Consider the following 24,857-nt stretch of genomic DNA (forward strand, 5'->3'; position numbering starts at 1 on the left):
GATCGAGTGGGCCCGAGTTGTGTGCACAACCTCGCCAGTGAAGGGACGGGCCGGACTGATGTCCGAGTTGAGTCGTAGGAAGTTCGTAACCCTGTCCGGTGCCGCCGCCGCGGGCCTCGCCGCGGCCGGTGCCGGCACTACCGGCGCCGGGGCCGCCCCCGCCGCCGGGACGCCGGGGGAGGTGCCCGCCGCTGCCCCGTCGGCCGCGCTGTCGCAGACCGGCACCCTCGCCGACGCGAAGCACATCGTGATCCTGATGCAGGAGAACCGCAGCTTCGACCACTACTTCGGCATGCTGCGCGGCGTCCGCGGCTTCGCCGACCGCTCCGCCATCCAGATCGCCGGCGGCTACTCCGTCTTCAACCAGCCCAACGGCCTGGGCCGCCAGTACCCGTGGCAGTTCAGCCTCACCAAGCCGGCCGGCGGCGCCGACCCGGAGCGCCTCGCCCAGTGCAACGGCGACCTCGCCCACGGCTGGGGCGACCAGCACCGGGCCTGGAACGGCGGCAAGATGGACTCCTGGGTGGCGGCCAAGGGCAACAACCGCCCGCTCGGCTTCCTCACCCGCCAGGACATCCCGTTCCACTACGCGCTCGCCGAGAACTGGACCGTCTGCGACGCCTACTTCTGCTCGACGCTGAGCGCCACCGGCCCCAACCGCACCTACCACTGGTCCGGCCAGATCGACCCGACCGGCGCGGCGGGCGGCCCGGCCTACGACGGCGGCGACGAGAAGGGGCTGCGCTGGCAGACCTACGCCGAGGCGCTGGAGAACGCCGGCGTCAGCTGGAAGGTCTACCAGAACGCCGCCGACAACTACGGCGACAACGCCCTCGCCTACTTCACCCAGTTCGCCAACGCGCCGGCCGGCAGCCCGCTCGCCGTCAAGGGCATGGGCTCCGTCCCCAAGGTCACCGGGAAGACCCCGGACGACATCGTCGCCGCGATCAAGGCCGACGTGCAGGCCGGCACCCTCCCGCAGGTCTCCTGGATCGTCCCCAACCAGGAGGTCTCCGAGCACCCCTACGCCACCCCGGCCGACGGCGCGCACTTCGTCCACCGGGTGATCGACGCGCTCAACGCCAACGCGGACGTCTTCAACTCCAGCGTTCTCTTCCTCAACTACGACGAGAACGACGGGTTCTTCGACCACGTCCCGCCGCCCGCCGCCCCGGCCGGCACCCCGGGCGAGTTCTACGGCGGCACCAACATCGGCCTCGGTTTCCGGGTCCCGATGATCGCGATCTCCCCGTGGACCCGCGGCGGCTGGGTCTCCTCCGAGGTGTTCGACCACACCTCGGTGCTGCGCTTCCTGGAGAAGTGGACCGCCGCCATCGGCAAGCCCGCCAACTGCGTCAACATCAGCGACTGGCGCCGCCGGGTCTGCGGCGACCTGACCGGCCTGTTCGACTTCGCCAACCCGGTCTACGGGCTGCCCGGGCTGCCCGACACGGCCGGCGCCGTGGTCGGCATGTCCAGCTGCGGCCCGCTGCCCAACCCGGCCCCGATCGACAACAAGCTCCCCACCCAGGAGTCCGGCACCCGGCAGGCCCGTGCGGTGCCGGTCCAGCCGAACGCCAACCTGGACCGCCTGGAGTACGGCTCGGCGGGTGCGATCAAGGTCTGGCTGAAGATGGTCAACGAGGGCGCGGTGGCGACGAAGTCCGCCCACTTCTCCGCGTACGCCAACGCCTACCGCAGCGGCGGCCCCTGGCAGTACACCGTCGACCCCGGCGGCAACCAGAGCGACTTCTTCAACTGCGGCACCGGCTTCGGCGGCGGCCCCTACGACCTGAGCGTGGTCGGCCCCAACCGCTTCCTGCGCCGCTTCAAGGGCGATGCCAACAAGGCGGGCAAGAACGCTGCCGTGACGTGCTCGTACGCGGTCGAGCCGGGGACGGGGAAGCCCGCGGTGTACTTCAAGCTCGCCAACACGGGTACGACGGCGATGACCTTCACCATCACCTCGACCAACTACCGCACCGACGGCCCCTGGACGTACCAGGTCCCGGCCGGTGGCAGCGTGACGGACTTCTTCAACACCGTCGCCTACACGAACGGCTGGTACGACTTCACCGTGACCGTGAACGTGGACTCCACCTGGTCCCAGCGCTTCACCGGCCACCTGGAGACCGGCGCCAACAGCGTCAGCGGCTGAGGCGCGAACGGAGGCCCGCCACCCGACGCTTCGGGTGGCGGGCCCCAACGTCAGCCCGTCCCGAACTCCCCGGCCCGGACGGCGGAGACGAAGCACTGCCAGGCCTCGGCCGGGAATTCCAATGCGGGCCCCTCGATGTCCTTGCTGTCACGCACCGGGACCAGGTCGGGGATCCCGTCCGCCACCTCCAGGCACTGCCCCTCCTGTGCGCTGTAGCTGCTCTTGCGCCACGTGACGTGCGCCAGGTCAATCATGCTCAAAACTCCTCCGCACTCGCCGGATGAACTCTCGACTCGCGGCCCGGGACAGCGCCTCGACCTGTAGTTGATCGTACTCGCCGGCCCACTCGGACAGGGGCTCCGGGTCGCGCTGGAGAAAGCCCCGTCCTTGAATCTCGCCATATCCCAAGTGAGCGCGGTTGGGCATGGTCAGCAAGGTGATGGGATGCGCGAACGGCCGGTCCTCGCCCAGGGAGAACGGGCTGACCTGGATGACGAATTGCGGATGGACGGTCAGTTCCTCCAGGTGCAGGAGCTGCTCCACCAGGACATCGCGGCCCCCGATCGTCCGATGCAGACAGCCTTCGTCTATGACCGCGTGGACCCTGGGTGCCGGGTGCTGGTGGATCCGTTGCTGGCGATGGAACAGCATCGTCAGCCGCTCCTCGGCCTGCTGCTGGGTCGCTCGGCCCCGGCGGACTCGCGCTTCCTGGTAGGCCCTTGCGTAGGCCGGAGTCTGGAGCAGGCTGGGAACGATGTTGATCTCGAACAGCCGCAGCGCCACTGCATCGGCTTCACTGCGCAGGTAGTCGCCGAATCCTTCGAACAACACCCGTCGACCCGCGCTGCGCCATTCCCGTTCGAAGCGTTCCGGTGTCTCGAATGCAAGATCAAGTCTTCTTGCGAATCGCTCGGTTGGAGGTTTCCGGCCAGTTTCGACGGCAGACACATGGACGGCCGAGTAGCCGGTGAGCGTCGCCAGGTGGTCCTGTGTCCAGCCTCGCCGCTCCCTCAGCTCGCGAATCTGTGCGCCGAATCTGGCGGCTGGCGAGGATCCGGGGTCAAGCTCCTTGCGGTTCATGGTCCTTGGTGCCTATTCCTTCCGTCGTGAAAGGTTGAAGACATTGCCGACCTTAAACCACAGTAGGCAGCCCTGGGTAGTCATCGTGCTACGGAGTGGAGTTGCTGCTGTGACGCGCAAGAAGAACCCCACCGATCCCCCCTGTCGCCCCCGGGTCGGCGAGCTGGTGAAGGACCTCACCACCGGCCACGACGTCGTCTTCATGGACTGGCAGGGCGGACTCGCCTATGTCAGACCGGTGGGCGGCGGGGTCGAGCGGGCGCTCGACCCCGCCGCGATCGGACCGCTCCCGGGTGGACCCACCATCGCCGTCCGCATCGTTCCCGGCGTGCCCCGTGGCCGCCTCGGGGCCGGGGAGGGCGCCGCATGAACCGTGAACCCTTGAGAGTCCGGGCGCTCGCCCCGGCCGGAGCCGTCGGGCTGTTGGGCGGCTGGCTGGTCGCCGCCGTCACGCGGCCTCTGCCCGACCCGTTCAGGTTCGCCGCCCTCGTGGTGTTCCTGGCGCCGCTCGCCTTCGTCCTCCTGCGCCGTGTCGGCTCGCGGTGACCTGCCCAGCGCCGGACTGCCGCACCGCGGTCGATCTGCTGGACGACGCCAACGCCTCGGGGCGGACGTGGAACTGCCCCGCGTGCGCGCGGTGGGGTGTCGCCTGGTCGGAGGCCTATCTGGCCGACCAGCCGTTCGAGGAGCCGCTGGTCGTTCTCGGCCGCCGGGTCCGGCGACCGGGCCCGGGTCCTACAACTCCCGGGGAAACCAAGGGTCGTGGACCTCCCGGGGGCCGTGCGGGGTGAGCAGGGTCACCGTGAGCGGCGAGGCCGCGTACTCGGCCAGCTGCACCGCGCCGTGGCGGGTCTCCAGTTCGGCCTGGAGCGGGACCCGCAGGCGGCTCAGCGCCCTGCGCAACTGCAGGGCGTCGCGGCGGCTGACCGGCTGCGGGGCGCGCAGCACCAGCCGCAGCGGGCTGAGCGGCCCGGCGACCGGTTCGCCGGTGGCCAGCTCGTAGCCGATCGCACCGATCGGGCCCCAGACCAGCCGGTGGTCCGCGACCAGCTTGCCGGCGGCGGGCAGTACGGCCAGCGCCGGGATCGCGCGGACCCGCTCCGGGGGCAGCAGACCGAGCCGCTCCGGCAGCTGCTCCGGGCGCAGGGTGCGGGCGACCGCCGCCCAGGGGGCCAGGGCGTCCAGCCGCTGCCCGCGGTCCGGGCCGCGCACCGTGACCGGGATCCAGGTCTCGGCGCCGGCCGAGGCGTCCCGGGTGCAGCGCACGGGATAAGGCGTGTCCGCGGGCGATCCCGCCGCGGAGGGGGCCCGGGCGACCGTCACCCAGGGGTGCGCGCGCAGGACCCAGCGGGCCCAGGCGGGGAGTTCGCCGCCGCCGATGGGCCGCAGCGAGCCGGTGCACTGCATCAGCAGCAGGTCGTGGGCGCCGGGATGCCGCCCGCCGAGCGCGGCCAGGGAACCGACCAGCCGGCGCGGCCCGCCGTGCGGGTCCTCACTCGGACGGGGGACACGGGGGTGAGCGGCGACGGTCACGGCGGGCTCCTGGGGTGGGCGGGACCGGCTGACGCCTCCCACCCTGCGCTCGCCGCGCCTCCCCGGCCACGGCCTTTCGGCGCCCACCACCAGGGACCAAGGGCTCAATGCCAGCGGGTGCGGGCCCGGCACTGCGGTGTGAGAGTGGGGGCAAACCGGAATTCGCCCGGAGGAGGAGTCATGGGCATCTTCGACAGGTTCCGCCACAAGGCGCAGCACTCCGCCGAGGAGGCCAGGTCCTCGCTCGGCGGGGGCGCCGAGCAGGACGGCACCGCGATGAACGACGCCGCCCAGCGGGCCGCGCTCGCGCACGACGAGGCGGCCGACGCGTTCGGCTCCGAGACGGAGAAGGCGCGCGAGGCCCGGGAGTCGGCCGCGATCGGCGAGCGGGAGGCGGAGGAGCGGGCCCGCCAGGACATGACCGCCGAGGGCGACCCCTGGGGCTGACACTCGGGTTCGCCCGGCCGCCGCTCACCGCTCCCGGGGCGGCAGCGGCGGCCGCCGCAGGTCCGGCCGCGGTGTGTCTCCCGGCGGCGGCACCGCGGCCGGGGCGTCCTCCAGCAGTTCCAGTGCCAGCCGCACCGCCGTGACGAGCTCCGGGTACCGCCCGGCGGCCCAGTCCCTGGGCGCGCGGATCACGTGCACGTCCGGTTCGACGCCCCGGTTCTCGATCGACCAGCCGAGCCCGCCGGTGAACCACGAGGCGTTCTTCGGCACCGAGATCTGCGTCCCGTCGCCGAGCAGGTGGCGTCCGGTCATGCCGACCACGCCGCCCCAGGTGCGGTTGCCGACCACCGGTCCGAGTCCGAGCAGCCGGATCGCGGCGATGACGACGTCCCCGTCCGAGCTGGTGGCCTCGTCGGCGAGTGCCACCACCGGCCCGCGCGGCGCGTCGCGCGGCCACCGGACGGGTTCCCGGCCGCGGCTGAAGTCCCAGGCCAGCACACGGCGGGTGAGTTTCTCCAGGACGAGTTCGGAGACGTTGCCGCCGGCGTTGCCGCGCACGTCCAGGACGAGCGCGGGCTTGTCCATCTCCCGCCGCACGTCCCGGTTGAACTGGGCCCAGCCGGAGCCGCCGAGGTCCGGGATGTGCAGGTAGCCGCACCGGCCGTCGCTGAACTCCCGTACCAGGGCGCGCCGTTTGACCACCCAGTCCTGGTAGCGGATCGGCCGTTCGTCGGTGAGCGGGGTGACGGTGATCCGGCGCCGGGTGCCGTTGGGGCCGCCCCGGCGCAGGGTGAGTTCGACGCTGGTCCCGCCGGTGCCGGCGAGCAGCGGCAGCGGTCCGCGCACCGGGTCGACGGGCCGCCCGGCGACGGCGAGCAGTTCGTCGCCGTCGTGCACCCCGTGGGTGGCGAGCGGGGCGCGGGCGCGGGGGTCGGAGGACTCGCCGGGCAGGATCCGGTCGACCAGCCAGTGCCCGTCGGGGGAGCGGCGGGCGTTGGCGCCGAGCAGGCCCACCGGCTGCTGGGCGAGGGAGGGGCCCTCGCCGCGCCGGGACGGGGTGACGTAGGCGTGCGAGGTGCCGAGCTCGCCGAGGAGTTCGCGCAGCAGGTCGGCGAAGTCGTCCGGGCCGGCGATCCGTTCCAGCAGCGGTTCGTACTGGGCGACCAGGGCGGGCCAGTCCAGTCCGCACATCCCCTCGTCCCAGAATTGGTCCCGGACGATCCGCGCGGCCTCGGCGTAGGACTGCCGCCACTCCTCGGCCGGGTGCACGGTGTGGGTGATCCGCCGCAGGTCGACGGTGGTGGCTCCGGAGGGCGCGGCGACCGGGACGATCCGCAGGGTTCCGGCCGAGTAGACGGCGACCGAGCCGCCGTCGCCGGAGACGGCGAAGCCGTCGAGCCGGTCGGCGAGGGTGGAGCGGCTGCCGCGGGCCAGGTCGTAGTACTCGAGGGAGGGGCGGCCGGAGGTGTCGTCGGGGTTGGTGAAGGTCTGGCCGAGGGTGCCGGAGATCGGCCAGCGCAGCCAGACCAGGCCGCCCCGGACGGAGTCGGTGGCGGAGTACTTGCCGGCCAGGACGGGGAACTGGATCAGCCGTCCGCCGATGCCCTCGGGGTCGACGTGCACGGTGCCGTCGCCCCCGCCGTCGCCGTGCGGGGCGGGGTCCTCGTCGGGCGCGGCGAACGGGGACGGGGTGCCGGCGGCGAGCGGGACGAGGTAGGGGCGGCAGCCGAGCGGGAAGGAGAGGTCGCCGGTGTGCACGTCGTGCACGGGGTCGAAGCCGCGCCAGGAGAGGAAGGCCAGGTAGCGGCCGTCGCGGGTGAAGGCCGGCTGCTCGTCCTCGAACCGGCCGTCGGTGACGTCGACGACCGGCGCCGGGGTGTCGGTGCGGGTGAGCCGGATCCGGCGCAGTGAGCGGCCGGCGGCCGGCTGGGACCAGGCGATCCACCGCGAGTCGGGGGAGAAGCGGGCGCTGGTGACCGGGCCGTGGCCGGAGGCGGCGAGTTCCCGGACGGTGCCGTCCAGGGCGGTGACCAGCAGCAGCCGCCCGTCGGAGGAGGTGGCGGCGAGCAGGGCGCCGTCGGGGGCGGCGGTGAGTTCCAGGACGCGGCCGAGCCGCCCGGCGGCGAGCACCCGGTGGCCGTGCTGGGAGGGCGCCTGTTCGTGGCCGGGCAGCGGCACGATCTCGACGGCGTCCTCGCCCTCGGCGTCGGTGATCCAGGCGGCCTCGCCGGTGCCGGCGAGCACGACCGGCAGCCGGGTGCGGACGCCGGGGGTGTCGGCGAGCGCCCGGGCCGGTCCCTCACGGTGGGTGAGCCAGTACTGGCTGCCGCGGACGGTGATCACGCCGGCCCGGCCGGTGCGGTCGCAGGCGAGGTCCTTGACGTGGGAGGCGGCGGTGACCCGGTAGGGGCGGCGACCGGCCCGGGCGCCGCCGAGCGGGATCCGCAGCCGGCGCGGGGCGGGAGCGTCGAGGCCGTCCAGCAGCCAGAGGTCGCCGGCGTGCTGGTAGACGATCCGGGTGCCGTCGGTGGCGGCCTCGCGGGCGTAGTAGGAGGCGTGGTCGGTGTGCCGGCGCAGTCCGCTGCCGTCGGGGCGGCAGGAGTAGAGGTTGCCGATGCCCTCGTGGTCGGAGAGGAAGGCGATCCGGTCGCCGTCGGCGGCGGTGACCGGCATCGGGCAGGCGAGGTGGCCGGGGAGGTCGGCGAGGATCCGCTCGCCGTCGACCCAGAGCCGGCCGGTGGCGCCGCCCCGGTAGCGCTTCCAGGCGGCGGGTTCGTGCGGGGCGGCGCCGGTGAGCAGGACGGTGTGGGCGGGGCCGACCTGGGCGTCGCCGACCGGTCCCCAGGGCATCCGCCGGGCGGGGCCGCCGTCGGGGGGAAGGGCGTGCGCCCAGGTGTAGTGGCCGAAGGGCTCGTGGTAGGAGGTGACGGCGAGCAGTTCGCCGTCGGGCAGCCAGCCGCGCAGCCGGGTGTCCTGGCTGCCCCAGTGGCTGAGCCGGCGGGCCTCGCCGCCGTCGACGGGGGCGGTCCACACCTCGGGGGCGAGGCTCAGCCAGCCGGTCCAGGCGAGGGTGCGGCCGTCGGGGGAGAGCCTGGGGTGGCTGACCCGGGTGCGGTCGCAGCTGATCCGCCAGGCCCGGCCGGTGCCGGTGACGGTGCCGTCGGCGCCGGGGTCGAGCGGGGCGATCCAGACGTCGTCCTCGGCGGTGAACGCCAGCAGGCCCCCGCGCAGGTGGGGGTGGCGGAGGTAGCCGGGCGACGTCACCCTTCCATGCTTCGGCCGGAGATCACGCCCGGCAACCGGAGCAAGGTATTCCGGATTTTCGAAACCCTTCCCGGCCTGCCGCTCCCCGCCCCGGGACCGCCCCCGGGACCGCCCCCGGGGGCCGACCTCGGGACCGTCCCCGGGACCGCCCCCGACCTGCCGCTCCCGGGGTCCGAACCGGTCTGGACCATTGACACCGTACGGCCGGATCCACTTCAGTGGTCTAGTCCAACTCTCCTGCCCGGCCGCACCGTTCCCCCACCACCGGTGCGCGCTCGGGCATGCCCCGGACACCCCCACACCCGCGCCTCCGCGAGGAGTCCCCCACATGCGCAGATCAACCGTCACCCTGCCCGCGTCCGGCCGCCGTCGGCCGCGCGCCCTGCTGGCCGCCGGCACCGCCTCGGCCGTCGCCGCCGCCACCATGGTCGGCCTCACCCTGGGCCTCGCGCCCAGCGCCTCGGCCGGGGAGTTCCTGGTCAACGGCGGCTTCGAGAGCGGTGCCCTCGGTCCCTGGAGCTGCTCCGGTGGCACCGGCAGCGTCGTCACCGGCCAGTCCCACGGCGGGAGTTACGCCCTCGCCGGGGCCGCCTCGGCGGGCGACAGCGCCCGCTGCGCGCAGACCGTCACCGTCGCGCCGAACACCGCCTACACGCTCAGCGCCTACGTCAAGGGCTCGTACGTCTACCTCGGCGTGGACGGCGGCACCTCGACCTGGACGCCCGGCACCGGCGGCGCGTACCAGAAGCTGAGTGTCGCCTTCACCACCGGCGCCACCCAGACCAGCGCCACCGTCTACACCCACGGCTGGTACGGCCAGGGCACCTACTACGCGGACGACGTCTCGCTGGACGGCCCCGGCGCCCCCAGCCCGACCGCGACGCCCACCGTCACCCCGACCGTCACCCCCACGGTGACGCCGACCGTGACGCCGACGGTCACCCCCACGGTGACCCCGACCGTCACGCCCACCGGCACCCCGACCTCCCCGCCGCCCGGCTCCAAGGCCCTGGTCGGCTACCTGCACGCGAGCTTCGCCAACGGTGCCGGTTACACCCGGGTGGCCGACGTCCCGGACTCGTGGGACTTCATCAACCTCTCCTTCGGCGAGCCGACCTCCGTCACCTCGGGCGACATCAGGTTCAACCGCTGCCCGGCCACCGAGTGCCCGACCGTCGAGTCCGACGCCGACTTCAAGGCCGCCATCGCGGCCAAGCGCGCCAAGGGCAAGAAGGTGCTGATCTCGATCGGCGGCCAGAACGGCCAGGTGCAGCTCACCACCACCGCCGCCCGCGACGCGTTCGTCAGCTCGGTCTCGGCGATCATCGACAAGTGGGGCCTGGACGGCCTGGACATCGACTTCGAGGGCCACTCGCTGTCGCTCCAGACCGGCGACACCGACTTCAAGAACCCGACCAGCCCGGTGATCGTCAACCTGATCTCGGCGATCCGCACGCTCAAGGCCAAGTACGGCCCGAACTTCGTGCTGACCATGGCGCCGGAGACCTTCTTCGTCCAACTCGGCTACCAGTACTACGGTTCCGGCCCCTGGGGCGGCCAGGACCCGCGGGCCGGCGCCTACCTGCCGGTCATCCACGCGCTGCGCGACGACCTGACCCTGCTGCACGTCCAGGACTACAACTCCGGCTCCATCATGGGCCTGGACAACCAGTACCACTCGATGGGCGGCGCCGACTTCCACGTCGCGATGACCGACCTGCTGCTCAAGGGCTTCCCGGTGGCGGGCAACACCAACAACGTGTTCCCGCCGCTGCCCGCCTCCAAGGTCGCCATCGGCATGCCGGCCACCACCAACGCGGGCAACGGCTACGTCGCCCCGGCCGAGGTCAACAAGGCGCTGGACTGCCTCACCAAGCTCGCCAACTGCGGGAGCTACGTACCCAGGGCGGGCGCCCAGCCCGGCCTGCGCGGTCTGATGACCTGGTCCATCAACTGGGACCAGTTCGGCGGCCGGGAGTTCTCGAAGAACTTCGACTCCTACTTCCGCCGCTGACGGCCGACAGTCAACGGCCGTCAGCTGACGGCTGACCGACCGCGGCCCGCCGGGGCCGCACCGGAACGACCGCTGGGCGGCGGTGGGTCGGACGCACCCGCCGCTCAGCGGTCCACCCGGACCGCCTCCAGGTACTCCGCGATCGCGTCCCGGTTGCGGGTCAGGCAGGAGATCCGCTCGCTCATCCCGGCCAGCTCCCGCTCCAGGGTGGCGATCATCTCCGGGGTGGCGTGCTCGAAGTGGATGGTGCGGGGCTTGTCGAGACAGGGCAGGATCTGTTTGATGATCCGGGTCGGCAGCCCCGCGTCCAGCAGCCCCCGGACCTGCAGCACCCGGTCCACCGTCGGCTCGTCGTAGGAGCGGTAGCCGTTGGCGCAGCGCCCGGCCACGATCAGCCCCTGCTCCTCGTAGTACCGCAGCAGCCGCCGGGACGCCCCGGTCCGCTCGGACAGCTCGCCGATCCGCATGTGCCCCACCTCACAGCCGGTCGCGTTGACCCTCACATCAATGTGAGGGTTCGAGCATAACCGGCATGCCGACCACGCCACGGACGACCGTCCGGACCGCCCCAGCCACCACCCCGCCCGCCACCGCACCCACCGCCCCGGCCCCGGCGACGCTGCCCCTGCCCGCCCTGCTGGCCCTCGCCACCGCCGTCTTCGTCACCGCCCTCACCGAGACCCTGCCGGCCGGCGTGCTGCCCGCGATGAGCGCCGACCTCGGCGTCGGCGAGTCCGCCATGGGCCAGGCCGTCACCGTCTACGCCGTCGGCACCGCCCTCACCGCCGTCCCGCTCACCGCGGCCACCGCCGGCTGGGGCCGCCGACGCCTGCTGCTCACCGCCATGGTCGGCTTCGCCGCCGCCAACACCGTCACCGCGCTGTCCGGCAGCTACCCGCTCACCATGGCCGCCCGCTTCCTCGCCGGGGTCGCCGCCGGTCTCGCCTGGGCCCTGCTCGCCGGGTACGCCCGCCTGCTCGCACCGCCCGCGCTCCAGGGCCGGGCGATCGCCGTCGCGATGGCCGGGCTGCCGGTCGCCCTGTCGCTGGGTGTGCCCGCCGGGACCTTCCTCGGCGACGCGCTCGGCTGGTGGGTGCCGTTCCTGCTGATGACCGCGGTCGCGGTCGGGGTGACCGGCTGGATCGCCGCGGCCGTCCCCGAGGCGCCCGGCCGGGCCCGCGGCGAACGGACCCCGGTGCTGCGCTCCCTCGCCGTCCCCGGGGTGGGCCCGGTGCTCGCCGTGACCGTCGTCCTCGTCCTCGCCCACACCGTCCTCTACACCTACATCGCGCCCTTCCTCGACCGGCGCGGCATGGGCGGCGCCACCGACGCGGTGCTGCTCGCCTTCGGCGCGGCCTCGCTGCTGAGCATCTGGTTCACCGGCGCGCACATCCAGCGCCGGCTGCGCGCGCTCACCGTCGGCGGCGCGCTGCTGATCGCCGCCGCGGCCGCCGTGCTCGGCCCGGCCGCCGGCAGCACCTTCGCCGTGTACGCGGCCGCCGCGCTGTGGGGACTCGGCTGGGGCGGTCTGCCCACCCTGCTGCAGACCGCCGTCGGCGACGCGGGCGGCGAGCAGGCGGACGCCGCGCAGACGATGCTGGTCACCCTGTGGAACGCGGCGATGGCCGGCGGGGGTGTGGCCGGCGGCCTGCTGCTGGACCGGCTCGGCGCGGGCTCCCTCCCGTGGGCGGTGCTGCTCCTGCTGCTGGCTGTGCTCGCGATCGTGCTCGCCGCCCGCACCCACGGCTTCCCGGCCCGCCGTCCGGGGCCCGCGGCCTGACCGGCGCCGCCCGGCCCCTGTCGCCCTTCGGCCGGACAGCCGCTAGAAGCCGTCCGCCGGGCCCCGGTGCGGCATCAGGCCGCCGCGGTAGGAGATGGCCACCGCCTGCGCGCGGTCCCGGGCGTCGATCTTCGCCAGGATCCGCTTCATATGGGTCTTCACCGTCGACTCGGCGAGCACCAGCAGCGCCGCGATCTCCTGGTTCGAACGCCCCTCGGCGGCCAGCCGCAGGACCTCCCGCTCCCGCGCCGTCAGCTGGGCGAGCCGGGTGTCCTCCGGCTCCGGCGGCGGCCGGCCGCCACCGGAGCCGACCACCTGGGCGACCAGGTCCCGGGTGACCGCCGGGTCGAGCACGGACTCGCCCGCGGCCAGTGTGTGCACCGCGTCGACGAGCCGCTCGGCCGAGGCCCGCTTCAGCAGGAAGCCGGCCGCCCCGGCGCGCAGCGCGCCCCACACGTAGTCGTCGTGGTGGAAGGTGGTCAGCACCAGCACCCGGGTGGGGAGGCCGGCGGCGACGATCCGGCGGGTCGCCTCCACCCCGTCGACCCCGGGCATCCGGACGTCCATCAGCACCACGTCCGGCAGCAGCGTCCGGCAGAGGGCGACGGCGGCCAGCCCGTCGGCGGCCTGGCCGACCACCTCGATCCGGTCGTCCGTCTCCAGCACCAGCGAGACCCCGGCCCGCAGCAGCGCGTCGTCGTCCGCGACCACGACCCGCACCTTGGGGCCGCCGGGCTCCCAGGGCCCGCCCGGCCCGTCGGCGGCGCTCACGGGAGCGGCAGTTCGGCGCGCAGCCGGAACCCGCCGGGGCCGCCGGGCCCCCCGGGTCCGCCCGGTCCGTCGGGACCGTCGGGACCGTCGGATCCGGCGGGTCCGCCCGGGCCCTCGGCGCCGATCGGCCCGTGCTCGACCCGGCCGCCGAGCATCGACACCCGCTCGGCCACGCCCAGCAGCCCCCGGCCGGGCGTGTACCCGGCCGGGGCGCCCCGGCCGTCGTCGCGCACCTCGACGGCGAGCCGCCCGCCGGCGCAGCGGACGGTGACCTCGACGGTCCGGGCACCGGCGTGCTTGACGGTGTTGGTGAGCGCCTCCTGGACGATCCGGTAGGCCGACACGTCCAGGCTGCGCGGCACCCGCCGGGCCGCCGGGTCGATCCGCACCCGCACCCTCGGTCCGGCCTGGCCGAGCCGCCCGGCCAGCCGCTCCAGGTCGGCGAGGCCCGGCTGCGGGGCCGCCCCCTCGCCGTCGTCGCCGTACTCGCCGTCGCCGCCGCGCCGCAGCAGGCCGAGCACCCGGTCGAGGTCGTCGAGCGCGTCCCGCCCGGTGTGCTCCATCCCGGAGAGCAGTTCCCGGGTGCGTTCGGGATCGCGGTCGAGCAGCCGGCGGGCGGCCCCGGCCTGGACCAGCACCACGTTCAGGGTGTGGCCGACGGAGTCGTGCAGCTCGCGGGCCAGCCGGGCGCGCTCCTCGGCGACCACCTCCCGGCGCAGCCGCCACCGGGCGGCCTCCCGTTCCTCGGCCCGCCGCGCGGTGCCGTAGCCGACCGCCCAGCCGAGCAGCCAGAGGAAGAGCACCCCGGCCGGGATGACCGGGTAGTCGTGCCCGAGGTCGGCGAAGTAGGCGGCCATGCCGAGCAGGGCGGCGAACGGCCCGAACCAGGCCCGCCGCCGGGGCGCGTACAGGCCGAGCGAGTAGAGGCCGACCAGGTCCGCGTACGGGGAGACGGTGCCGGGCAGCACGAACAGCGCCTCCAGCGAGAGCGCGGCCGCGCCGACCAGGTAGCCGGCCAGCGGCCTGGTCCGCCGGACCGCCAGCGGGGCGGCCACCGCCGTGCTCAGGGCCAGTGCCAGCGGCAGGCCGCCGTGCAGGCGGTCCGCGGAGCCGGTCCGTTCGACGGCCATCAGCAGCAGGAACCCGCCGGCCAGCGCGAGGTCCCAGTGCCCGGCCGGCACCGCCCGGACCGCGCGGAGGAACCGGGCCGCGGCGGCTCCGGCCGCCCGGGGCCGGGGTACGGCGGGTACGCCGGGTACGCCGGGGACGGCGGCTGCACCGGGTACGTCGAACATGCCGGGCGCGCCGGGGACGTCGGTGGCGGAAGGGGCCGGGACGGCCCGGGGGACCGGTGCGGTCCGGATCGCCCGGGGGTGCGGCGGCGGGCTCATGGCGGCTCCGGTTCGGGGGGAGTGGCCGCCGCGCGGTGGTGCGGGCGCCGGGCCGTACGGTAGCGGCGGCCGCCCGCCCGGCGCATCGCTCCAGTGGGGTATTCCGGACCCCGCCCGACCGGGGGTGAACCCCGGCCCGCAGCCCCCTCCGGGGGTGCCGGACCGTCCGTCGGGAGCAGCCCGCCGGACCCCGGCGGGCGGACGCGGCCGACCGGCCCCGCTCCGTAGCGTCCGGGCCATGAACGTTCCGGATCCCCGCGTCCCGACCGCCGCCCCGCACTCCACCGCGACCACGACCGCCCCGCACCCCACGGCGACCACGACCGCCCCGCACCCCAGCACGACCGGCGCTTCCGCCGCCGCCCCCCGGGCGGCCCGCCCCGGCCGGGCCCGGGCGGGCTGGTGGACGGTCACCTTCTTCGCCTTCCTCACCGCCCTGTTCACCGCCCGCTACCTGACCCTCGATCCGGAGGTCTTCCTCGACCAGCAGCGCGCCGTCTACCTGGCCCACCGGGGCTCGCTCGTGCTGCACGTGGGCGGCGGCGTCGTGGCGATCCTGCTGGGCCCCTGGCAGTTCCTGCCCCGGCTGCGCACCCGCCGCCCGGGGCTGCACCGGCTGACCGGCCGGCTCTACCTGCTCGCCGTCCTGGCCGCCGGTGTCGGCGGCCTGCTGATGGCGCCGAGAGGACTGGTCGGCCCGGTCGCGCCGATCGGCTTCACCGGGCTGGCCCTCCTGCTGCTGATCTCCTCGGCCCTGGCCTGGCGGGCCGCCCGGCGGCGCGACACCCGCCGGCACGCCGCCTGGGCGATCCGTTCCTTCGCGCTGATCATGGCCGCCGCGACCCTGCGGGTCTGGCTGCCGGTGATGGACCTCGCGGGCGTCCCGTTCGAGCAGGCGTACGCGACCGCCGCCTGGACCTGCTGGCTGATCAACCTGGTGGTGGCCGAGCACCTGATCGCCCGGCTGCCGGCACTGCCCGCGCCCGCCCGCACCGGCCGGGTTCCGGCGGCACCGCCGGCCGGGTGACCCGATTCCGGGTACGGCGCGCTGACGACCTATCATCCAGCAATGACCACCGCAGAGTTGATCCGGATCGTCTCCCGCTCCTCGCCGATGGCGCTCGCCCAGGTCGAGCGGGTCAGGGCCGAGCTCGCCGCCCTGCATCCGGGGGTGCGCACCGAGGTGGTCCCGGTGACCACCTCCGGCGACCGCTGGACGGGCGACCTGGCCGCGCTCGGCGGCAAGGGCGCCTTCACCAAGGAGGTGGACGCGGCGCTGCTCGCCGGTGAGGCCGACCTCGCCGTCCACTGCCTCAAGGACGTGCCGGCCGACCGCCCGCTGCCGGCCGGCACCGTGTTCGCGGCCCACCTGCGCCGCGACGACATCCGGGACGCGCTGGTCCACCCCGGCGGACTGACCCTGGACGAGCTGCCGCCCGGCACCCGGATCGGCACCTCCTCGGTCCGCCGGCAGGCCCAGCTCTCGGCCTCCCACCCGCACCTGGAGTACGTGCCGATCCGCGGCAACGCCAACAGCCGGCTGGCGAAGCTGGCGGCCGGGGAGGCGGACGCCCTGCTGCTCGCGCTGTCCGGGCTGGAGCGGATCGGCGAGACGGCGCGGATCAGCGAGGTGCTGCCGGTCGAGGTGATGTGCCCGCCGATCGGCGCCGGGATCCTCGCCCTGCAGTGCCGCGCCGACGACACCGCCACCATCGACGCCGTGTCCGGCCTCGGCGACCACGCGACCTGGCGCGAGGCGAGCGCCGAGCGGATGTTCCTGCACGTGCTCCAGGGGCACTGCAACTCGCCGATCGCCGGCTGGGCCAAGGCCGAGGAGGACGGGCGGCTCTCACTGCGGGGGCGGGTCTTCACCCCGGACGGCAAGCAGGTCCTGGACGCCCACGAGTGGGCGGGCTCGCTGAGCCCGGAGGACCTCGGCACCGCGACCGCCCTGGCCCTCAAGCGGCAGGGCGCCTCCGAGCTGATCGCCGCGATCCCGCACTGACCGGATCCCGGAGCCCGGCCCCCGATCGGATCGGGGGCCGGGGGCGGAACGCCGAAGGCCCCCTCGCTGCTGCGAGGGGGCCTTCGACCGTCGGTGCGCCGCCAGGGACTCGAACCCCGGACCCGCTGATTAAGAGTCAGCTGCTCTAACCAACTGAGCTAGCGGCGCCTGCTGACCCGGAAGACATTACCTGGTCAGCGGCGGAAACACACAATCGGCCCGGACCGCCCCCTCCGCGGTCCGGACCGTCGTGCCCCGGGCGCCCGCGGCCCCGCGGCGGCCCGGTGCCCGGCCGGGGCGCGGGGGCCGACCCCGGCCCGGTGCTCCCTCAGGGGACGAGGACGACCTTCCCCCGGACGTGACCGGTGCCCACCAGCCGGTGGGCGTCGGCCGCGCGCTCCAGCGGGAAGGTCTCGGCGATCTCCAGCCGCAGCCCGCCCGTCTCCCAGAGTCCGACCAGCTCGGCCAGCCGCGCCGCCGTCCGCTCGCCCCTGATGCCGACGGCGCCCAGCCGCGCGGCCGCCTGGTAGTCGACCACGGTGCCGATCCTGGACCGGTCGCCGACCAGCTCCACCGAGGCCTCCAGCGCCCCGCGCCCGGCCGCGTCGAAGGCCGCGTCCACCCCCTGCGGCGCCGCCGCCCTGACCCGCTCGACCAGCCCCTCGCCGTAGCCGACCGGGATCGCGCCGAGCGCCCGCAGATGCTCGTGGTTGCGCTCGCTCGCGGTGCCGACCACGGTGGCGCCCCGGGCCGCGGCCAGCTGGACGGCGACCGTGCCGACCCCACCCGCGGCGGCGTGGACGAGCAGGGTGTCGCCCGCGCCGACCTTCAGCACCTCGAGGGCGACGTGCGCGGTCTGCCCGGAGGCGGACAGCGCCCCGGCGTGCTCCCACGGCATCCCGGCCGGCTTGCGCACCAGCCGCTCCGCGTCGGCGAGGACCAGCTCGGCGGCGCAGCCGAGCATCCGGAAGCCCAGCACCTCGTCACCGACCGTCCAGGCATCGACGTCCGGGCCGAGCGCGTCGACCACCCCGGCGAACTCGTTGCCCGGGATCAGCCCGGGGACGAGGTCGACGCCGTACGGCGCCCGGCCCTCCCGGATCGCGAGGTCCACCGGCTGTACCCCGGCGGCGTAGACCCGGACCCGGACCTGGCCCGGGCCGGGGGTGGGGTCGGGCACGGCGGTCACCCGCAGTTCCTCGGGGCCGCCGAACCGGGGGACGGTCACTGCCTTCATGCCGGGCGCTCCTGTCACGGGCTGTCGGGTGCGGTCCGATCCTCGAATCTGAAGCGCGCTTGAGGTCAAGCCCTCTCCGGCGTGTCGTCCGAGTTGAGATCATTGTCAGATTTATCCTCGACGGCGGCCCGGGCCATACCCGGGCCCGCACCCCCGCATCCCCGTCCGCATCCGCGTCCGACCACCCGCCCGCCGTCGAGAGGACCTCCCCGTGGGCCAGCTGCCCCTGCTCTTCCTGGTGCTGCTCGCCTCCGTGGTGACCATGCCGCTGGCCCGCCGGACCGGGGTGCCGCAGCCGGTCCTGATGACCCTGCTCGGCATCGCCATGGCGCTGATCCCGCAGATCCCGGACATCGCGATCGAACCCGAGCTGATCCTGCCGCTGGTCCTGCCGCCGCTGATCTTCGCCGTCGCCCGGCGCTCCTCGGTCCGCTACTTCAAGGCCAACATCCGCTCCATCCTGCTGCTCGCCGTCGCCCTGGTCGTGGTCACCACCGTGGTCGTCGCCGGCACCGTGCACTGGCTGCTGCCCGGCCTGCCGATCGCCGCCGCGATCGCGGTCGGCGCCCTGGTCTCCCCGCCCGACCCGGTCGCCGCCGTCGCGGTGGCCGGCAGCGTCGGACTGCCCCGCCGGCTGGTCGCCATCCTGGAGAGCGAGGGCCTGTTCAACGACGTCACCGCGATCGTCGTCTACTCGCTCGCCATCGACGCCGTGGTCGGCGGCGACTTCTCCGGCGGGGACGCCGTGCTGCGCTTCGTGCTCTCGGCCGTGCTCGCGATCGTCATCGGTGTCGCCCTCGGCTGGGCCAACACCAAGCTCGCCTCCTACCTGGAGGACCCCACCCAGCAGGTCGCGCTGAACCTGCTGGTGCCCTTCGCCGCCTACAGCCTGGCCGAGGAGATTCACGGCTCCGGCGTGCTCGCCGTCGTCGTCTGCGGCCTCTACCTCGCCGAACGGGCCGCCGACGCCGACGCCGTCGCCTACCGGCTGGTCGGCAACGCCTTCTGGGAGATCGTCGAGATCCTCATCACCGGCTTCGCCTTCGGCCTGATCGGCCTCGAACTCGCCACCGTGCTCAAGGAGGCCGGATCCGGCTGGACCGGCATGCTCGGCGACGCCGCCGTGGTGATCGCCGTCGTGGTGGTGGTCCGGCTGCTCTGGCTGCTCCCGGCCGGCTGGCTCTCCCGGCGGCTGCGGGCCGACTCCGAGGAGGACACCCCGATCAGCTGGCAGGAGAGCGTGGTGCTCTGGTGGTCCGGGATGCGCGGGGTCGCCACCGTCGCGCTGGCCCTCGCGATCCCGCTCACCGTCGACACCGGCGAGCCCTTCCCGGAACGCGGCCGACTGGTCTTCATCGCCTTCAGCGTGGTGCTCTTCACCCTGCTGGTCCAGGGCCTCACCCTGCCCTGGATGGCCAAACGGCTGCACCTCGACATCGACCACGACCGGCACGAGCAGGAGGTCCGGCTGCTGTGGTGGCGGGCGGCCAAGGCCGGACTGCGCCGGCTCGGCGAACTGGAGGAGGCCGACAAGCTGCCCGCCGAGGTCGCCGACCGCCTGCGGGACCGTCAGCACGACCGGCTGGCCCGGCTCTGCCCCGAGAACTACGCCGAGGAGGAGGCCAGCGAGGCCAAGCTGCGGCTCGCCCAGTGGCGCGCGGCGCACAGCGTCGAACAGGAGATGATCGCCGCCTCCCGGCGCGAGATGCTGGTCGCCCGCGCCGAGCCCGGCGCCGACCCGGAACTCGTCGACCGGGTGCTGCGCGGCCTCGACCTGCGGTCCGAACGGAAGTGACGACCCGTCCGTACGGGAGGCCCGCGGCGGATCTGTCCGCGCGTCTTCACGGCCCGTCCGTCCGCGTGGCCTCACGAGCCGTCCGTCCGGGCGTCCTCACGAGCCGTCCGTCCGGGCGACCCCACGGCGGGTCGGACGGACGGACCGTGACGGCCGGACGGACACCCCGCGAAGCCCGCCCGAACAGCGGGAACCCCGACCGGACGCCGACGAACGGAATGTGCGCCGGGGCCCCCGGCGTTGCATAGGCTGATCCCGGGCAAGGCCGTCAACGGAGTCGGCGCACCCCCCAGGACTCGCACGGCCGCGCGACAACCCTCCCGCCCGGTCCTGCCGGTATCCGCACCCGAGGAAACGAGGAGCCACCGATGTCGGAGACCCGCGCCGACGCCCGTACCCCGCTGGACCGCACCCCGGAGTGGGCCGCCCTCGCCAAGCACCGGGAGGAGTTCGGCGACACGCACCTGCGCGAGCTGTTCGCCGCCGACCCGGAGCGTGGCCGCCGCTACACCCTCCAGGTCGGCGACCTGCACGTCGACTACGCCAAGCAGCTCGTCACCGACGAGACGCTGGCGCTGCTGCGCGAACTCGCCTCGGCCACCGGTGTCGCCGCCCTGCGGGACGCGATGTTCCGCGGCGACCGGATCAACACCACCGAGGACCGCGCCGTCCTGCACACCGCGCTGCGCGCCCCGCGCGACGCCGTGATCGAGGTCGACGGCGAGAACGTCGTCCCCGCCGTGCACGCGGTGCTGGACAAGATGGCCGCCTTCGCCGAGCAGGTCCGCGGCGGCGAGTGGCGCGGCCACACCGGGAAGCGGATCCGCGCCGTCGTCAACATCGGCATCGGCGGCTCCGACCTCGGCCCGGCGATGGCCCACGAGGTGCTGCGCTCCTTCAGCCGGCGCGACCTCGACGTCCGCTTCGTCTCCAACGTCGACGGCGCCGACCTGCACGAGGCCGTCCGCGACCTGGACGCCGCCGAGACGCTGTTCGTCGTCGCGTCCAAGACCTTCACCACCATCGAGACCATCACCAACGCGGTCTCGGCCAGGAACTGGCTGCTCGCCGAGCTGGGCGCCGGAACCGAAGCGGTCGCCAAGCACTTCGTCGCGCTCTCCACCAACGCCGAGGGCGTCGCGGACTTCGGCATCGACACCGCCAACATGTTCGAGTTCTGGGACTGGGTCGGCGGCCGCTACTCCTACGACTCGGCGATCGGCCTCTCGCTGATGATCGCCATCGGCCCGGACGCGTTCCGGGAGATGCTCGACGGCTTCCACCTGGTCGACGAGCACTTCCGCACCGCCCCGCCGGAGGAGAACGTCCCGCTGCTGCTCGGTCTGCTCGGGGTCTGGTACGGCGCCTTCTTCGACGCCCAGGCGCACGCGGTGCTGCCGTACTCGCACTACCTGTCGAAGTTCACCGCCTACCTCCAGCAGCTCGACATGGAGTCCAACGGCAAGTCGGTGGACCGCGACGGCAAGCCGGTGAGCTGGCAGACCGGCCCGGTGGTCTGGGGCACCCCCGGCACCAACGGCCAGCACGCCTACTACCAGCTGCTGCACCAGGGCACCAAGGTGATCCCGGCGGACTTCATCGGCTTCGCCGAGCCGGTCGCCGACCTGCTGCCGGGCCTGGTCGCCCAGCACGACCTGCTGCTCGCCAACTTCTTCGCCCAGACCCAGGCGCTGGCCTTCGGGAAGACACCGGAGGAGGTCGCCGCCGAGGGCGTGCCGGCCGAGCTGGTCCCGCACAAGACCTTCCGGGGCAACCACCCGACCACCACGGTGCTGGCCCGCGCGCTGACCCCTTCGGTGCTCGGCCAGCTGGTCGCCCTCTACGAGCACAAGGTGTTCGTGCAGGGCGCGATCTGGAACATCGACTCCTTCGACCAGTGGGGCGTCGAGCTGGGGAAGGTGCTCGCCAAGCGGATCGAGCCGGTGCTGCTGACCGGTGAGGGTGCGGAGCGGCTGGACAGCTCCACCGCCGCGCTGGTGGCCCGCTACCGGGAGCTGCGCGGCCGCTGAGCCGACTCCCGCGGCCGGATCTCCCGGGCCGTCGTCCGCTCCGGCGGGCGGCGGCCCGGGAGGGGCGGCCCGGGAGGGGCGGCCCGGTCGCCGTCCGGCGATGTCCGAGGAGTGCACGGGAACGCCGAAGGCCCCCTCGCTGCTGCGAGGGGGCCTTCGGCTGTCTGTGCGCCGCCAGGGACTCGAACCCCGGACCCGCTGATTAAGAGTCAGCTGCTCTAACCAACTGAGCTAGCGGCGCCTGCTGACAGAGAGGACTCTAGCAGCGGGGCGCGGTCCGGCCAAAATCGAATACCCGCACCTCCCGGGCGGCCGTTGCGGGCCGTGTTCCGGGTCGCGTGTTCCGGGGCGTTGCGTTCCGGGTCGCGTGGTCCGGGCCGTTGTGTTCCGGGCCGTTCTCCCGGGGTCCGGGCCGGCGTCGACGGTCAGACCGCGCCGACCGGCTCGCGGGCCGCCCGGACGCAGGCCCAGAGGACGACGGAGGCGCCCGGCAGCCAGGGTTCCCGGCTCTCCGGGGCGACGATCCACCGCCCGGCCCCCAGACCGGGCGAGTCCGGGCTGTTCAGCATCCGCTGCACCGGCGGCACGGTCACGGTGTCGCCCTTGCCGTGGCAGAGCAGCGGCGGCACGTCCCGGGCCCACTCCTCCCAGGCCAGCAGGCGGCGCAGCCGGGGGGCCGCGCCGGGCTGCACGAACAGCAGGGTCCGCCCCCGGAAGACCGCCACCGGCCCGCAGCCGGGACCGGACGCCCACAGCTCGTCCAGCACCCGGCGGCCGAACAGCGACGGCATGCTGATCACGTCGAAGGCCCGGCCGCAGGGCAGTACCGAGGGCGCCCACGGCCGGGACTCCCAGAGGGCGCGCATGCTGCGGGGGTACTCGCTGGCGGAGGCGAGCCAGGCCTCCCCGGCCACGGTCACGTACTCCACCGACTGATAGGTCCAGATGTCCACGGACAGCAGCCTGGGGTGTCCGGTCCGTGGCCGGGAGGGAAACTCCGGTTCGCCGGACAGCGGGGCGGGCACGGGCGTACCCTTCCGCTTCCTCCGGCATATGCCAGGGGCGTCGGACGCCGACTGCGGCGGTGCGGGAGCGGACGGCCGCCGGGACCGGGTGCCCGCGTGGCCTCCCGGGCCGGGTCGGTCCTCGTGGTCGCCCGGGTCGGGTCAGTCCTCGTGCCGCCTGGGCCGGAGCAGGCGGCGGCCGTACTCGATCATCTTGGCCGCGTAGTCCGGGGTCCAGTCGGCCCGGGACGCGATCTCGGCCTCGGGCAGCGCGTCGAAGCGGCGCGGATCCGCCAGCTGCGCGGCCGCGACCGCCTGGAAGTCGGTCGCCCGCTCGGCGGCGGCCCGGAAGGCCAGGGCCAGCTCGGTGGAGCGGCGCAGCAGTTCGGCCGGGTCGTCGATCGACTCCAGGTCGAAGAACCGTTCCGGCTCCGGTTCGTCGGCCTGCGGCTCGAACAGCAGCTGCACCGGACGCTGCCGCCGGCCGGGCGCCGCACCGGCGCCCGCACCGGGACCGGCCGCCGCGGCGGGGCCGCTCGGGTCGGACGCCTGCGCCTGGGAGTCGGGCATGGACGGACACCTCCGGGTGCTCGATGGGGGCGGGCGACGGCTGCTCGGGACGGGCGCCGCCCGGTCGTGGCCGTCGTCCATTGTCTCGCGCCGGCGGCCGGTAACGGAACGGTGCGCGTCCGGGCGCTATTCCCGTCGGACGCGCCGGGGGCGTGCGTCCACCGTGCGGCCGCCGTCGGCCCGCAGCGGGCGCGCAGTAGGCCCGCAGCGGGCCCGACGGCAGCCCGTCGTCGGCACACCGTGCCTCGGCGAGGACCGCCCGCACCCTGGCCGCACCCCGGCCGCACCCCTTCGGCGGCGCCGGACGGGCCGGGCCGCCGCGCCTCAGGAGCGTCCCAGCCGCACCCGGTGCCCGGACAGGTGGTGCAGCACCCGGTGATTGGCCTCCCAGCCGTCGGGGAAGGCGACCGGAACACCCAACTGCACCGGTTCGGTGGCCGGATGCTCGTCCAGCAGCTCCGCGATCCCGGCCCGGGCCACCACGATGCAGGCGTGCCGGTGCCGGGAGGCGAGCACGCACAGCCGGCCGGTCTCCAGATGGAACGCCGTCGCGTCCGGCCGCCCGGAGAGCGGGTGCAGCACCACCGTGACGTCGTACTCCCGGCCCTGCAGCCGGTTCGCGGTGTCCACCGTCACCGCCGGGCCGGCCGCCCCGTCCACCGGCACCCCGACCTTGACCAGCGCCGCCCGGACGGCCGCCGCCTGGTCCCGGTGGGCCGTGCCGACCGCGACCCGGTCCGCCGTGAGCGGTGCCGACCCCTGCTCGGAGTGGGCGGTCAGCCCCCGGTCCAGCAGCCGCCGCACCGTCGCCGCGACCGCCGCGACCGCCTGCGGATCGGTGCGCACGGTGTGCCGGGCGGGCAGCTCCAGCAGGGCCCAGCCGTGCTCGGCCGCCCGGTCGATCGCCGCGTCCAGGGCCGAACCGTCCGGCCGCACCGCCGCGGTCAGCCGCCGGTCCCCGGGCCCGGTGCCCGACCGGAACGGTGTGAACGGGTAGAACGCGCCGGAGATCAGCGGCGCCGCGCTGGCCGGCAGCCGCCAGGACACCGGCAGCCGGTGCGGCCGGATCTGCGGGTTGTGCGCGAGCAGGGTGACCACCGCGCTGCCCGAGGGGTCGTAGGACAGGCCCGCCCACTGCTCGGTGCCGACCACCGTGAACGGGTCCAGCTGGCCCGGGTCGCCGACGAACAGCGCCCGCTCGAACAGCCGGGCCACGGCCAGCAGCGCGTCCGAGCGCATCTGGTACGCCTCGTCGACGATCGCGTGCCGCCACGGCTGCTCGGCCCGCACCCACTGCCACTTGGCCGAGGTGGAGATCACCACGTCCAGTTCGGCGAGTTCGGCGACCTTGTCCGAGGGCGTCACGTTGGCGTGGCGCAGCACCTCGGGGCCCGGGCGGGCGTCCGCCGCGTGCAGCCGGCCGATCGTCAGGTCGGGGGCCTTGGCGGCCAGCCGGTCGACCAGGTCGTCCACCTGGCCGTTGGTCTGGGCGACGATCATCAGCCGCTCCCCGGCGGCCACCAGCTCCCGGGCGGCGCGCACCACCAGGGTCGACTTTCCGGCCCCGGGCGGCGAGTCCACGACGACGCCGCGCGGCGCGCCGACGGCCGGGCGGACGGTCGCCTCCAGGATCCGGGCCACCGCGGCGTCGGCGGCCGCGCCGGGGGTCGGGTCGGCGAGATCGGCCGGGTCGGCGAGGTCGGCGGCGGCCGCGCCGGGGACCGGGTCGCCGGGGTCGGACGGTCGGGAGGACTGCTCGGTGCTGCTCATCGGCCGGA

Annotated in this window: 21 protein-coding genes and 2 tRNA genes; 10 read left to right on the top strand and 13 right to left on the bottom strand. The window is 74.6% G+C overall.

The features are described 5' to 3' along the window. The first annotated feature begins 58 nt into the window (after positions 1-58). Positions 59-2,158: a phosphocholine-specific phospholipase C gene (locus ACIPYS_RS32660; RefSeq protein ID WP_400753010.1), complete on the top strand. Its 2,100-nt coding sequence runs from the start codon at positions 59-61 to the stop codon at positions 2,156-2,158. Between the two features lie 50 nt (positions 2,159-2,208). On the opposite strand, the gene ACIPYS_RS32665 is transcribed toward ACIPYS_RS32660, so the two are convergent. Together ACIPYS_RS32665 and ACIPYS_RS32670 are read right to left on the bottom strand one after the other, a co-directional pair. Then, positions 2,209-2,412: a DUF397 domain-containing protein gene (locus ACIPYS_RS32665; protein WP_400753013.1), complete on the bottom strand. Its 204-nt coding sequence runs from the start codon at positions 2,410-2,412 to the stop codon at positions 2,209-2,211. Next, positions 2,405-3,238: a Scr1 family TA system antitoxin-like transcriptional regulator gene (locus tag ACIPYS_RS32670; protein WP_400753016.1), complete on the bottom strand. Its 834-nt coding sequence runs from the start codon at positions 3,236-3,238 to the stop codon at positions 2,405-2,407. The genes ACIPYS_RS32665 and ACIPYS_RS32670 overlap by 8 nt, the downstream gene beginning before the upstream one ends. A gap of 109 nt (positions 3,239-3,347) precedes the next feature. Here ACIPYS_RS32670 and ACIPYS_RS32675 point away from each other — a divergent pair, with 109 nt between their 5' ends. Beyond that, a complete protein-coding gene (locus tag ACIPYS_RS32675; RefSeq protein ID WP_400753019.1) occupies positions 3,348-3,608 on the top strand; it encodes a hypothetical protein in 261 nt (86 codons plus the stop codon). After that, complete coding sequence (locus ACIPYS_RS32680) at positions 3,605-3,784, top strand: hypothetical protein (RefSeq protein ID WP_400753022.1); 180 nt, start codon at positions 3,605-3,607, stop codon at positions 3,782-3,784. Before ACIPYS_RS32675 ends, ACIPYS_RS32680 begins: the two co-directional genes overlap by 4 nt. Positions 3,785-3,973: 189 nt before the next feature. Here the strand turns inward: ACIPYS_RS32680 and ACIPYS_RS32685 are convergent, their stop codons facing one another. After that, positions 3,974-4,771: a phosphoribosyl-dephospho-CoA transferase MdcG domain-containing protein gene (locus ACIPYS_RS32685; RefSeq protein ID WP_400753025.1), complete on the bottom strand. Its 798-nt coding sequence runs from the start codon at positions 4,769-4,771 to the stop codon at positions 3,974-3,976. Between the two features lie 180 nt (positions 4,772-4,951). Here ACIPYS_RS32685 and ACIPYS_RS32690 point away from each other — a divergent pair, with 180 nt between their 5' ends. After that, on the top strand, positions 4,952-5,218 hold the full coding sequence (locus ACIPYS_RS32690; protein WP_093862004.1) for a hypothetical protein: 267 nt from the start codon (positions 4,952-4,954) through the stop codon (positions 5,216-5,218). A 24-nt stretch (positions 5,219-5,242) separates the two neighbouring features. Here the strand turns inward: ACIPYS_RS32690 and ACIPYS_RS32695 are convergent, their stop codons facing one another. Then, positions 5,243-8,482: a S41 family peptidase gene (locus ACIPYS_RS32695; protein WP_400753029.1), complete on the bottom strand. Its 3,240-nt coding sequence runs from the start codon at positions 8,480-8,482 to the stop codon at positions 5,243-5,245. Between the two features lie 328 nt (positions 8,483-8,810). Here ACIPYS_RS32695 and ACIPYS_RS32700 point away from each other — a divergent pair, with 328 nt between their 5' ends. Next, positions 8,811-10,496, top strand: coding sequence for a chitinase (locus ACIPYS_RS32700; protein ID WP_093862006.1), 1,686 nt, complete (start codon positions 8,811-8,813; stop codon positions 10,494-10,496). A 104-nt stretch (positions 10,497-10,600) separates the two neighbouring features. Here ACIPYS_RS32700 and ACIPYS_RS32705 read toward each other — a convergent pair whose 3' ends face one another. Beyond that, a complete protein-coding gene (locus ACIPYS_RS32705; RefSeq protein WP_400753033.1) occupies positions 10,601-10,963 on the bottom strand; it encodes a MerR family transcriptional regulator in 363 nt (120 codons plus the stop codon). A 65-nt stretch (positions 10,964-11,028) separates the two neighbouring features. Here ACIPYS_RS32705 and ACIPYS_RS32710 point away from each other — a divergent pair, with 65 nt between their 5' ends. Then, positions 11,029-12,276: an MFS transporter gene (locus ACIPYS_RS32710; protein WP_400753036.1), complete on the top strand. Its 1,248-nt coding sequence runs from the start codon at positions 11,029-11,031 to the stop codon at positions 12,274-12,276. 42 nt (positions 12,277-12,318) lie between these two features. Here the strand turns inward: ACIPYS_RS32710 and ACIPYS_RS32715 are convergent, their stop codons facing one another. Together ACIPYS_RS32715 and ACIPYS_RS32720 are read right to left on the bottom strand one after the other, a co-directional pair. Next, entirely contained in the window at positions 12,319-13,047 is a 729-nt protein-coding gene (locus tag ACIPYS_RS32715) for a response regulator (protein WP_400753039.1), read from the bottom strand. Further along, a complete protein-coding gene (locus tag ACIPYS_RS32720) occupies positions 13,044-14,438 on the bottom strand; it encodes a histidine kinase (RefSeq protein WP_400753042.1) in 1,395 nt (464 codons plus the stop codon). Before ACIPYS_RS32720 ends, ACIPYS_RS32715 begins: the two co-directional genes overlap by 4 nt. Positions 14,439-14,676: 238 nt before the next feature. On the opposite strand from ACIPYS_RS32720, the gene ACIPYS_RS32725 reads away from it, so the two are divergent. Both ACIPYS_RS32725 and hemC read left to right on the top strand, forming a co-directional pair. Next, positions 14,677-15,465, top strand: a complete 789-nt coding sequence (locus tag ACIPYS_RS32725) for a DUF2306 domain-containing protein (protein ID WP_400753045.1) — start codon at positions 14,677-14,679, stop codon at positions 15,463-15,465. A 42-nt stretch (positions 15,466-15,507) separates the two neighbouring features. Continuing rightward, positions 15,508-16,443 carry a hydroxymethylbilane synthase gene (hemC, locus tag ACIPYS_RS32730; RefSeq protein WP_093862011.1) on the top strand — a complete coding sequence of 312 codons (936 nt, stop codon included), beginning with the start codon at positions 15,508-15,510 and terminating at the stop codon, positions 16,441-16,443. Between the two features lie 94 nt (positions 16,444-16,537). Here the strand turns inward: hemC and ACIPYS_RS32735 are convergent. Then, positions 16,538-16,611: transfer RNA gene (locus tag ACIPYS_RS32735), tRNA-Lys, on the bottom strand. Positions 16,612-16,771: 160 nt separating this feature from the next. Continuing rightward, complete coding sequence (locus ACIPYS_RS32740) at positions 16,772-17,680, bottom strand: NADP-dependent oxidoreductase (protein WP_400753049.1); 909 nt, start codon at positions 17,678-17,680, stop codon at positions 16,772-16,774. Between the two features lie 211 nt (positions 17,681-17,891). Between ACIPYS_RS32740 and ACIPYS_RS32745 the strand changes: the two genes are divergently transcribed. Both ACIPYS_RS32745 and pgi read left to right on the top strand, forming a co-directional pair. Then, positions 17,892-19,475, top strand: coding sequence for a Na+/H+ antiporter (locus tag ACIPYS_RS32745; RefSeq protein WP_400753052.1), 1,584 nt, complete (start codon positions 17,892-17,894; stop codon positions 19,473-19,475). Between the two features lie 368 nt (positions 19,476-19,843). Further along, positions 19,844-21,505, top strand: a complete 1,662-nt coding sequence (gene pgi, locus ACIPYS_RS32750; RefSeq protein WP_093862013.1) for a glucose-6-phosphate isomerase — start codon at positions 19,844-19,846, stop codon at positions 21,503-21,505. 167 nt (positions 21,506-21,672) lie between these two features. On the opposite strand, the gene ACIPYS_RS32755 is transcribed toward pgi, so the two are convergent. The 4 genes from ACIPYS_RS32755 to ACIPYS_RS32770 form a co-directional block, all read right to left on the bottom strand. Beyond that, a tRNA-Lys gene (locus tag ACIPYS_RS32755) sits at positions 21,673-21,746 on the bottom strand. A gap of 184 nt (positions 21,747-21,930) precedes the next feature. Further along, complete coding sequence (locus ACIPYS_RS32760; RefSeq protein ID WP_231977775.1) at positions 21,931-22,458, bottom strand: bifunctional DNA primase/polymerase; 528 nt, start codon at positions 22,456-22,458, stop codon at positions 21,931-21,933. Positions 22,459-22,671: 213 nt separating this feature from the next. After that, positions 22,672-23,079 carry a hypothetical protein gene (locus ACIPYS_RS32765; RefSeq protein ID WP_400753057.1) on the bottom strand — a complete coding sequence of 136 codons (408 nt, stop codon included), beginning with the start codon at positions 23,077-23,079 and terminating at the stop codon, positions 22,672-22,674. A 324-nt stretch (positions 23,080-23,403) separates the two neighbouring features. Next, a complete protein-coding gene (locus ACIPYS_RS32770; RefSeq protein ID WP_093865113.1) occupies positions 23,404-24,849 on the bottom strand; it encodes an AAA family ATPase in 1,446 nt (481 codons plus the stop codon). Between the last annotated feature and the right edge of the window lie 8 nt (positions 24,850-24,857).

This window comes from Kitasatospora sp. NPDC089913, from assembly GCF_044748625.1.
Taxonomy (GTDB): domain Bacteria; phylum Actinomycetota; class Actinomycetes; order Streptomycetales; family Streptomycetaceae; genus Kitasatospora.

Bases quoted from the DNA above. Each gene is read 5' to 3' on its own strand.
- ACIPYS_RS32660 (WP_400753010.1), top strand. From the start codon at position 59: ATGTCCGAGTTGAGTCGTAGGAAGTTCGTAACCCTGTCCGGTGCCGCC.
- ACIPYS_RS32665 (WP_400753013.1), bottom strand. From the start codon at position 2,412: ATGATTGACCTGGCGCACGTCACGTGGCGCAAGAGCAGCTACAGCGCA.
- ACIPYS_RS32670 (WP_400753016.1), bottom strand. From the start codon at position 3,238: ATGAACCGCAAGGAGCTTGACCCCGGATCCTCGCCAGCCGCCAGATTC.
- ACIPYS_RS32680 (WP_400753022.1), top strand. From the start codon at position 3,605: ATGAACCGTGAACCCTTGAGAGTCCGGGCGCTCGCCCCGGCCGGAGCC.
- ACIPYS_RS32690 (WP_093862004.1), top strand. From the start codon at position 4,952: ATGGGCATCTTCGACAGGTTCCGCCACAAGGCGCAGCACTCCGCCGAG.
- ACIPYS_RS32700 (WP_093862006.1), top strand. From the start codon at position 8,811: ATGCGCAGATCAACCGTCACCCTGCCCGCGTCCGGCCGCCGTCGGCCG.
- ACIPYS_RS32705 (WP_400753033.1), bottom strand. From the start codon at position 10,963: ATGCGGATCGGCGAGCTGTCCGAGCGGACCGGGGCGTCCCGGCGGCTG.
- ACIPYS_RS32710 (WP_400753036.1), top strand. From the start codon at position 11,029: ATGCCGACCACGCCACGGACGACCGTCCGGACCGCCCCAGCCACCACC.
- ACIPYS_RS32720 (WP_400753042.1), bottom strand. From the start codon at position 14,438: ATGAGCCCGCCGCCGCACCCCCGGGCGATCCGGACCGCACCGGTCCCC.
- ACIPYS_RS32725 (WP_400753045.1), top strand. From the start codon at position 14,677: ATGAACGTTCCGGATCCCCGCGTCCCGACCGCCGCCCCGCACTCCACC.
- hemC (WP_093862011.1), top strand. From the start codon at position 15,508: ATGACCACCGCAGAGTTGATCCGGATCGTCTCCCGCTCCTCGCCGATG.
- ACIPYS_RS32740 (WP_400753049.1), bottom strand. From the start codon at position 17,680: ATGAAGGCAGTGACCGTCCCCCGGTTCGGCGGCCCCGAGGAACTGCGG.
- pgi (WP_093862013.1), top strand. From the start codon at position 19,844: ATGTCGGAGACCCGCGCCGACGCCCGTACCCCGCTGGACCGCACCCCG.
- ACIPYS_RS32765 (WP_400753057.1), bottom strand. From the start codon at position 23,079: ATGCCCGACTCCCAGGCGCAGGCGTCCGACCCGAGCGGCCCCGCCGCG.
- ACIPYS_RS32770 (WP_093865113.1), bottom strand. From the start codon at position 24,849: ATGAGCAGCACCGAGCAGTCCTCCCGACCGTCCGACCCCGGCGACCCG.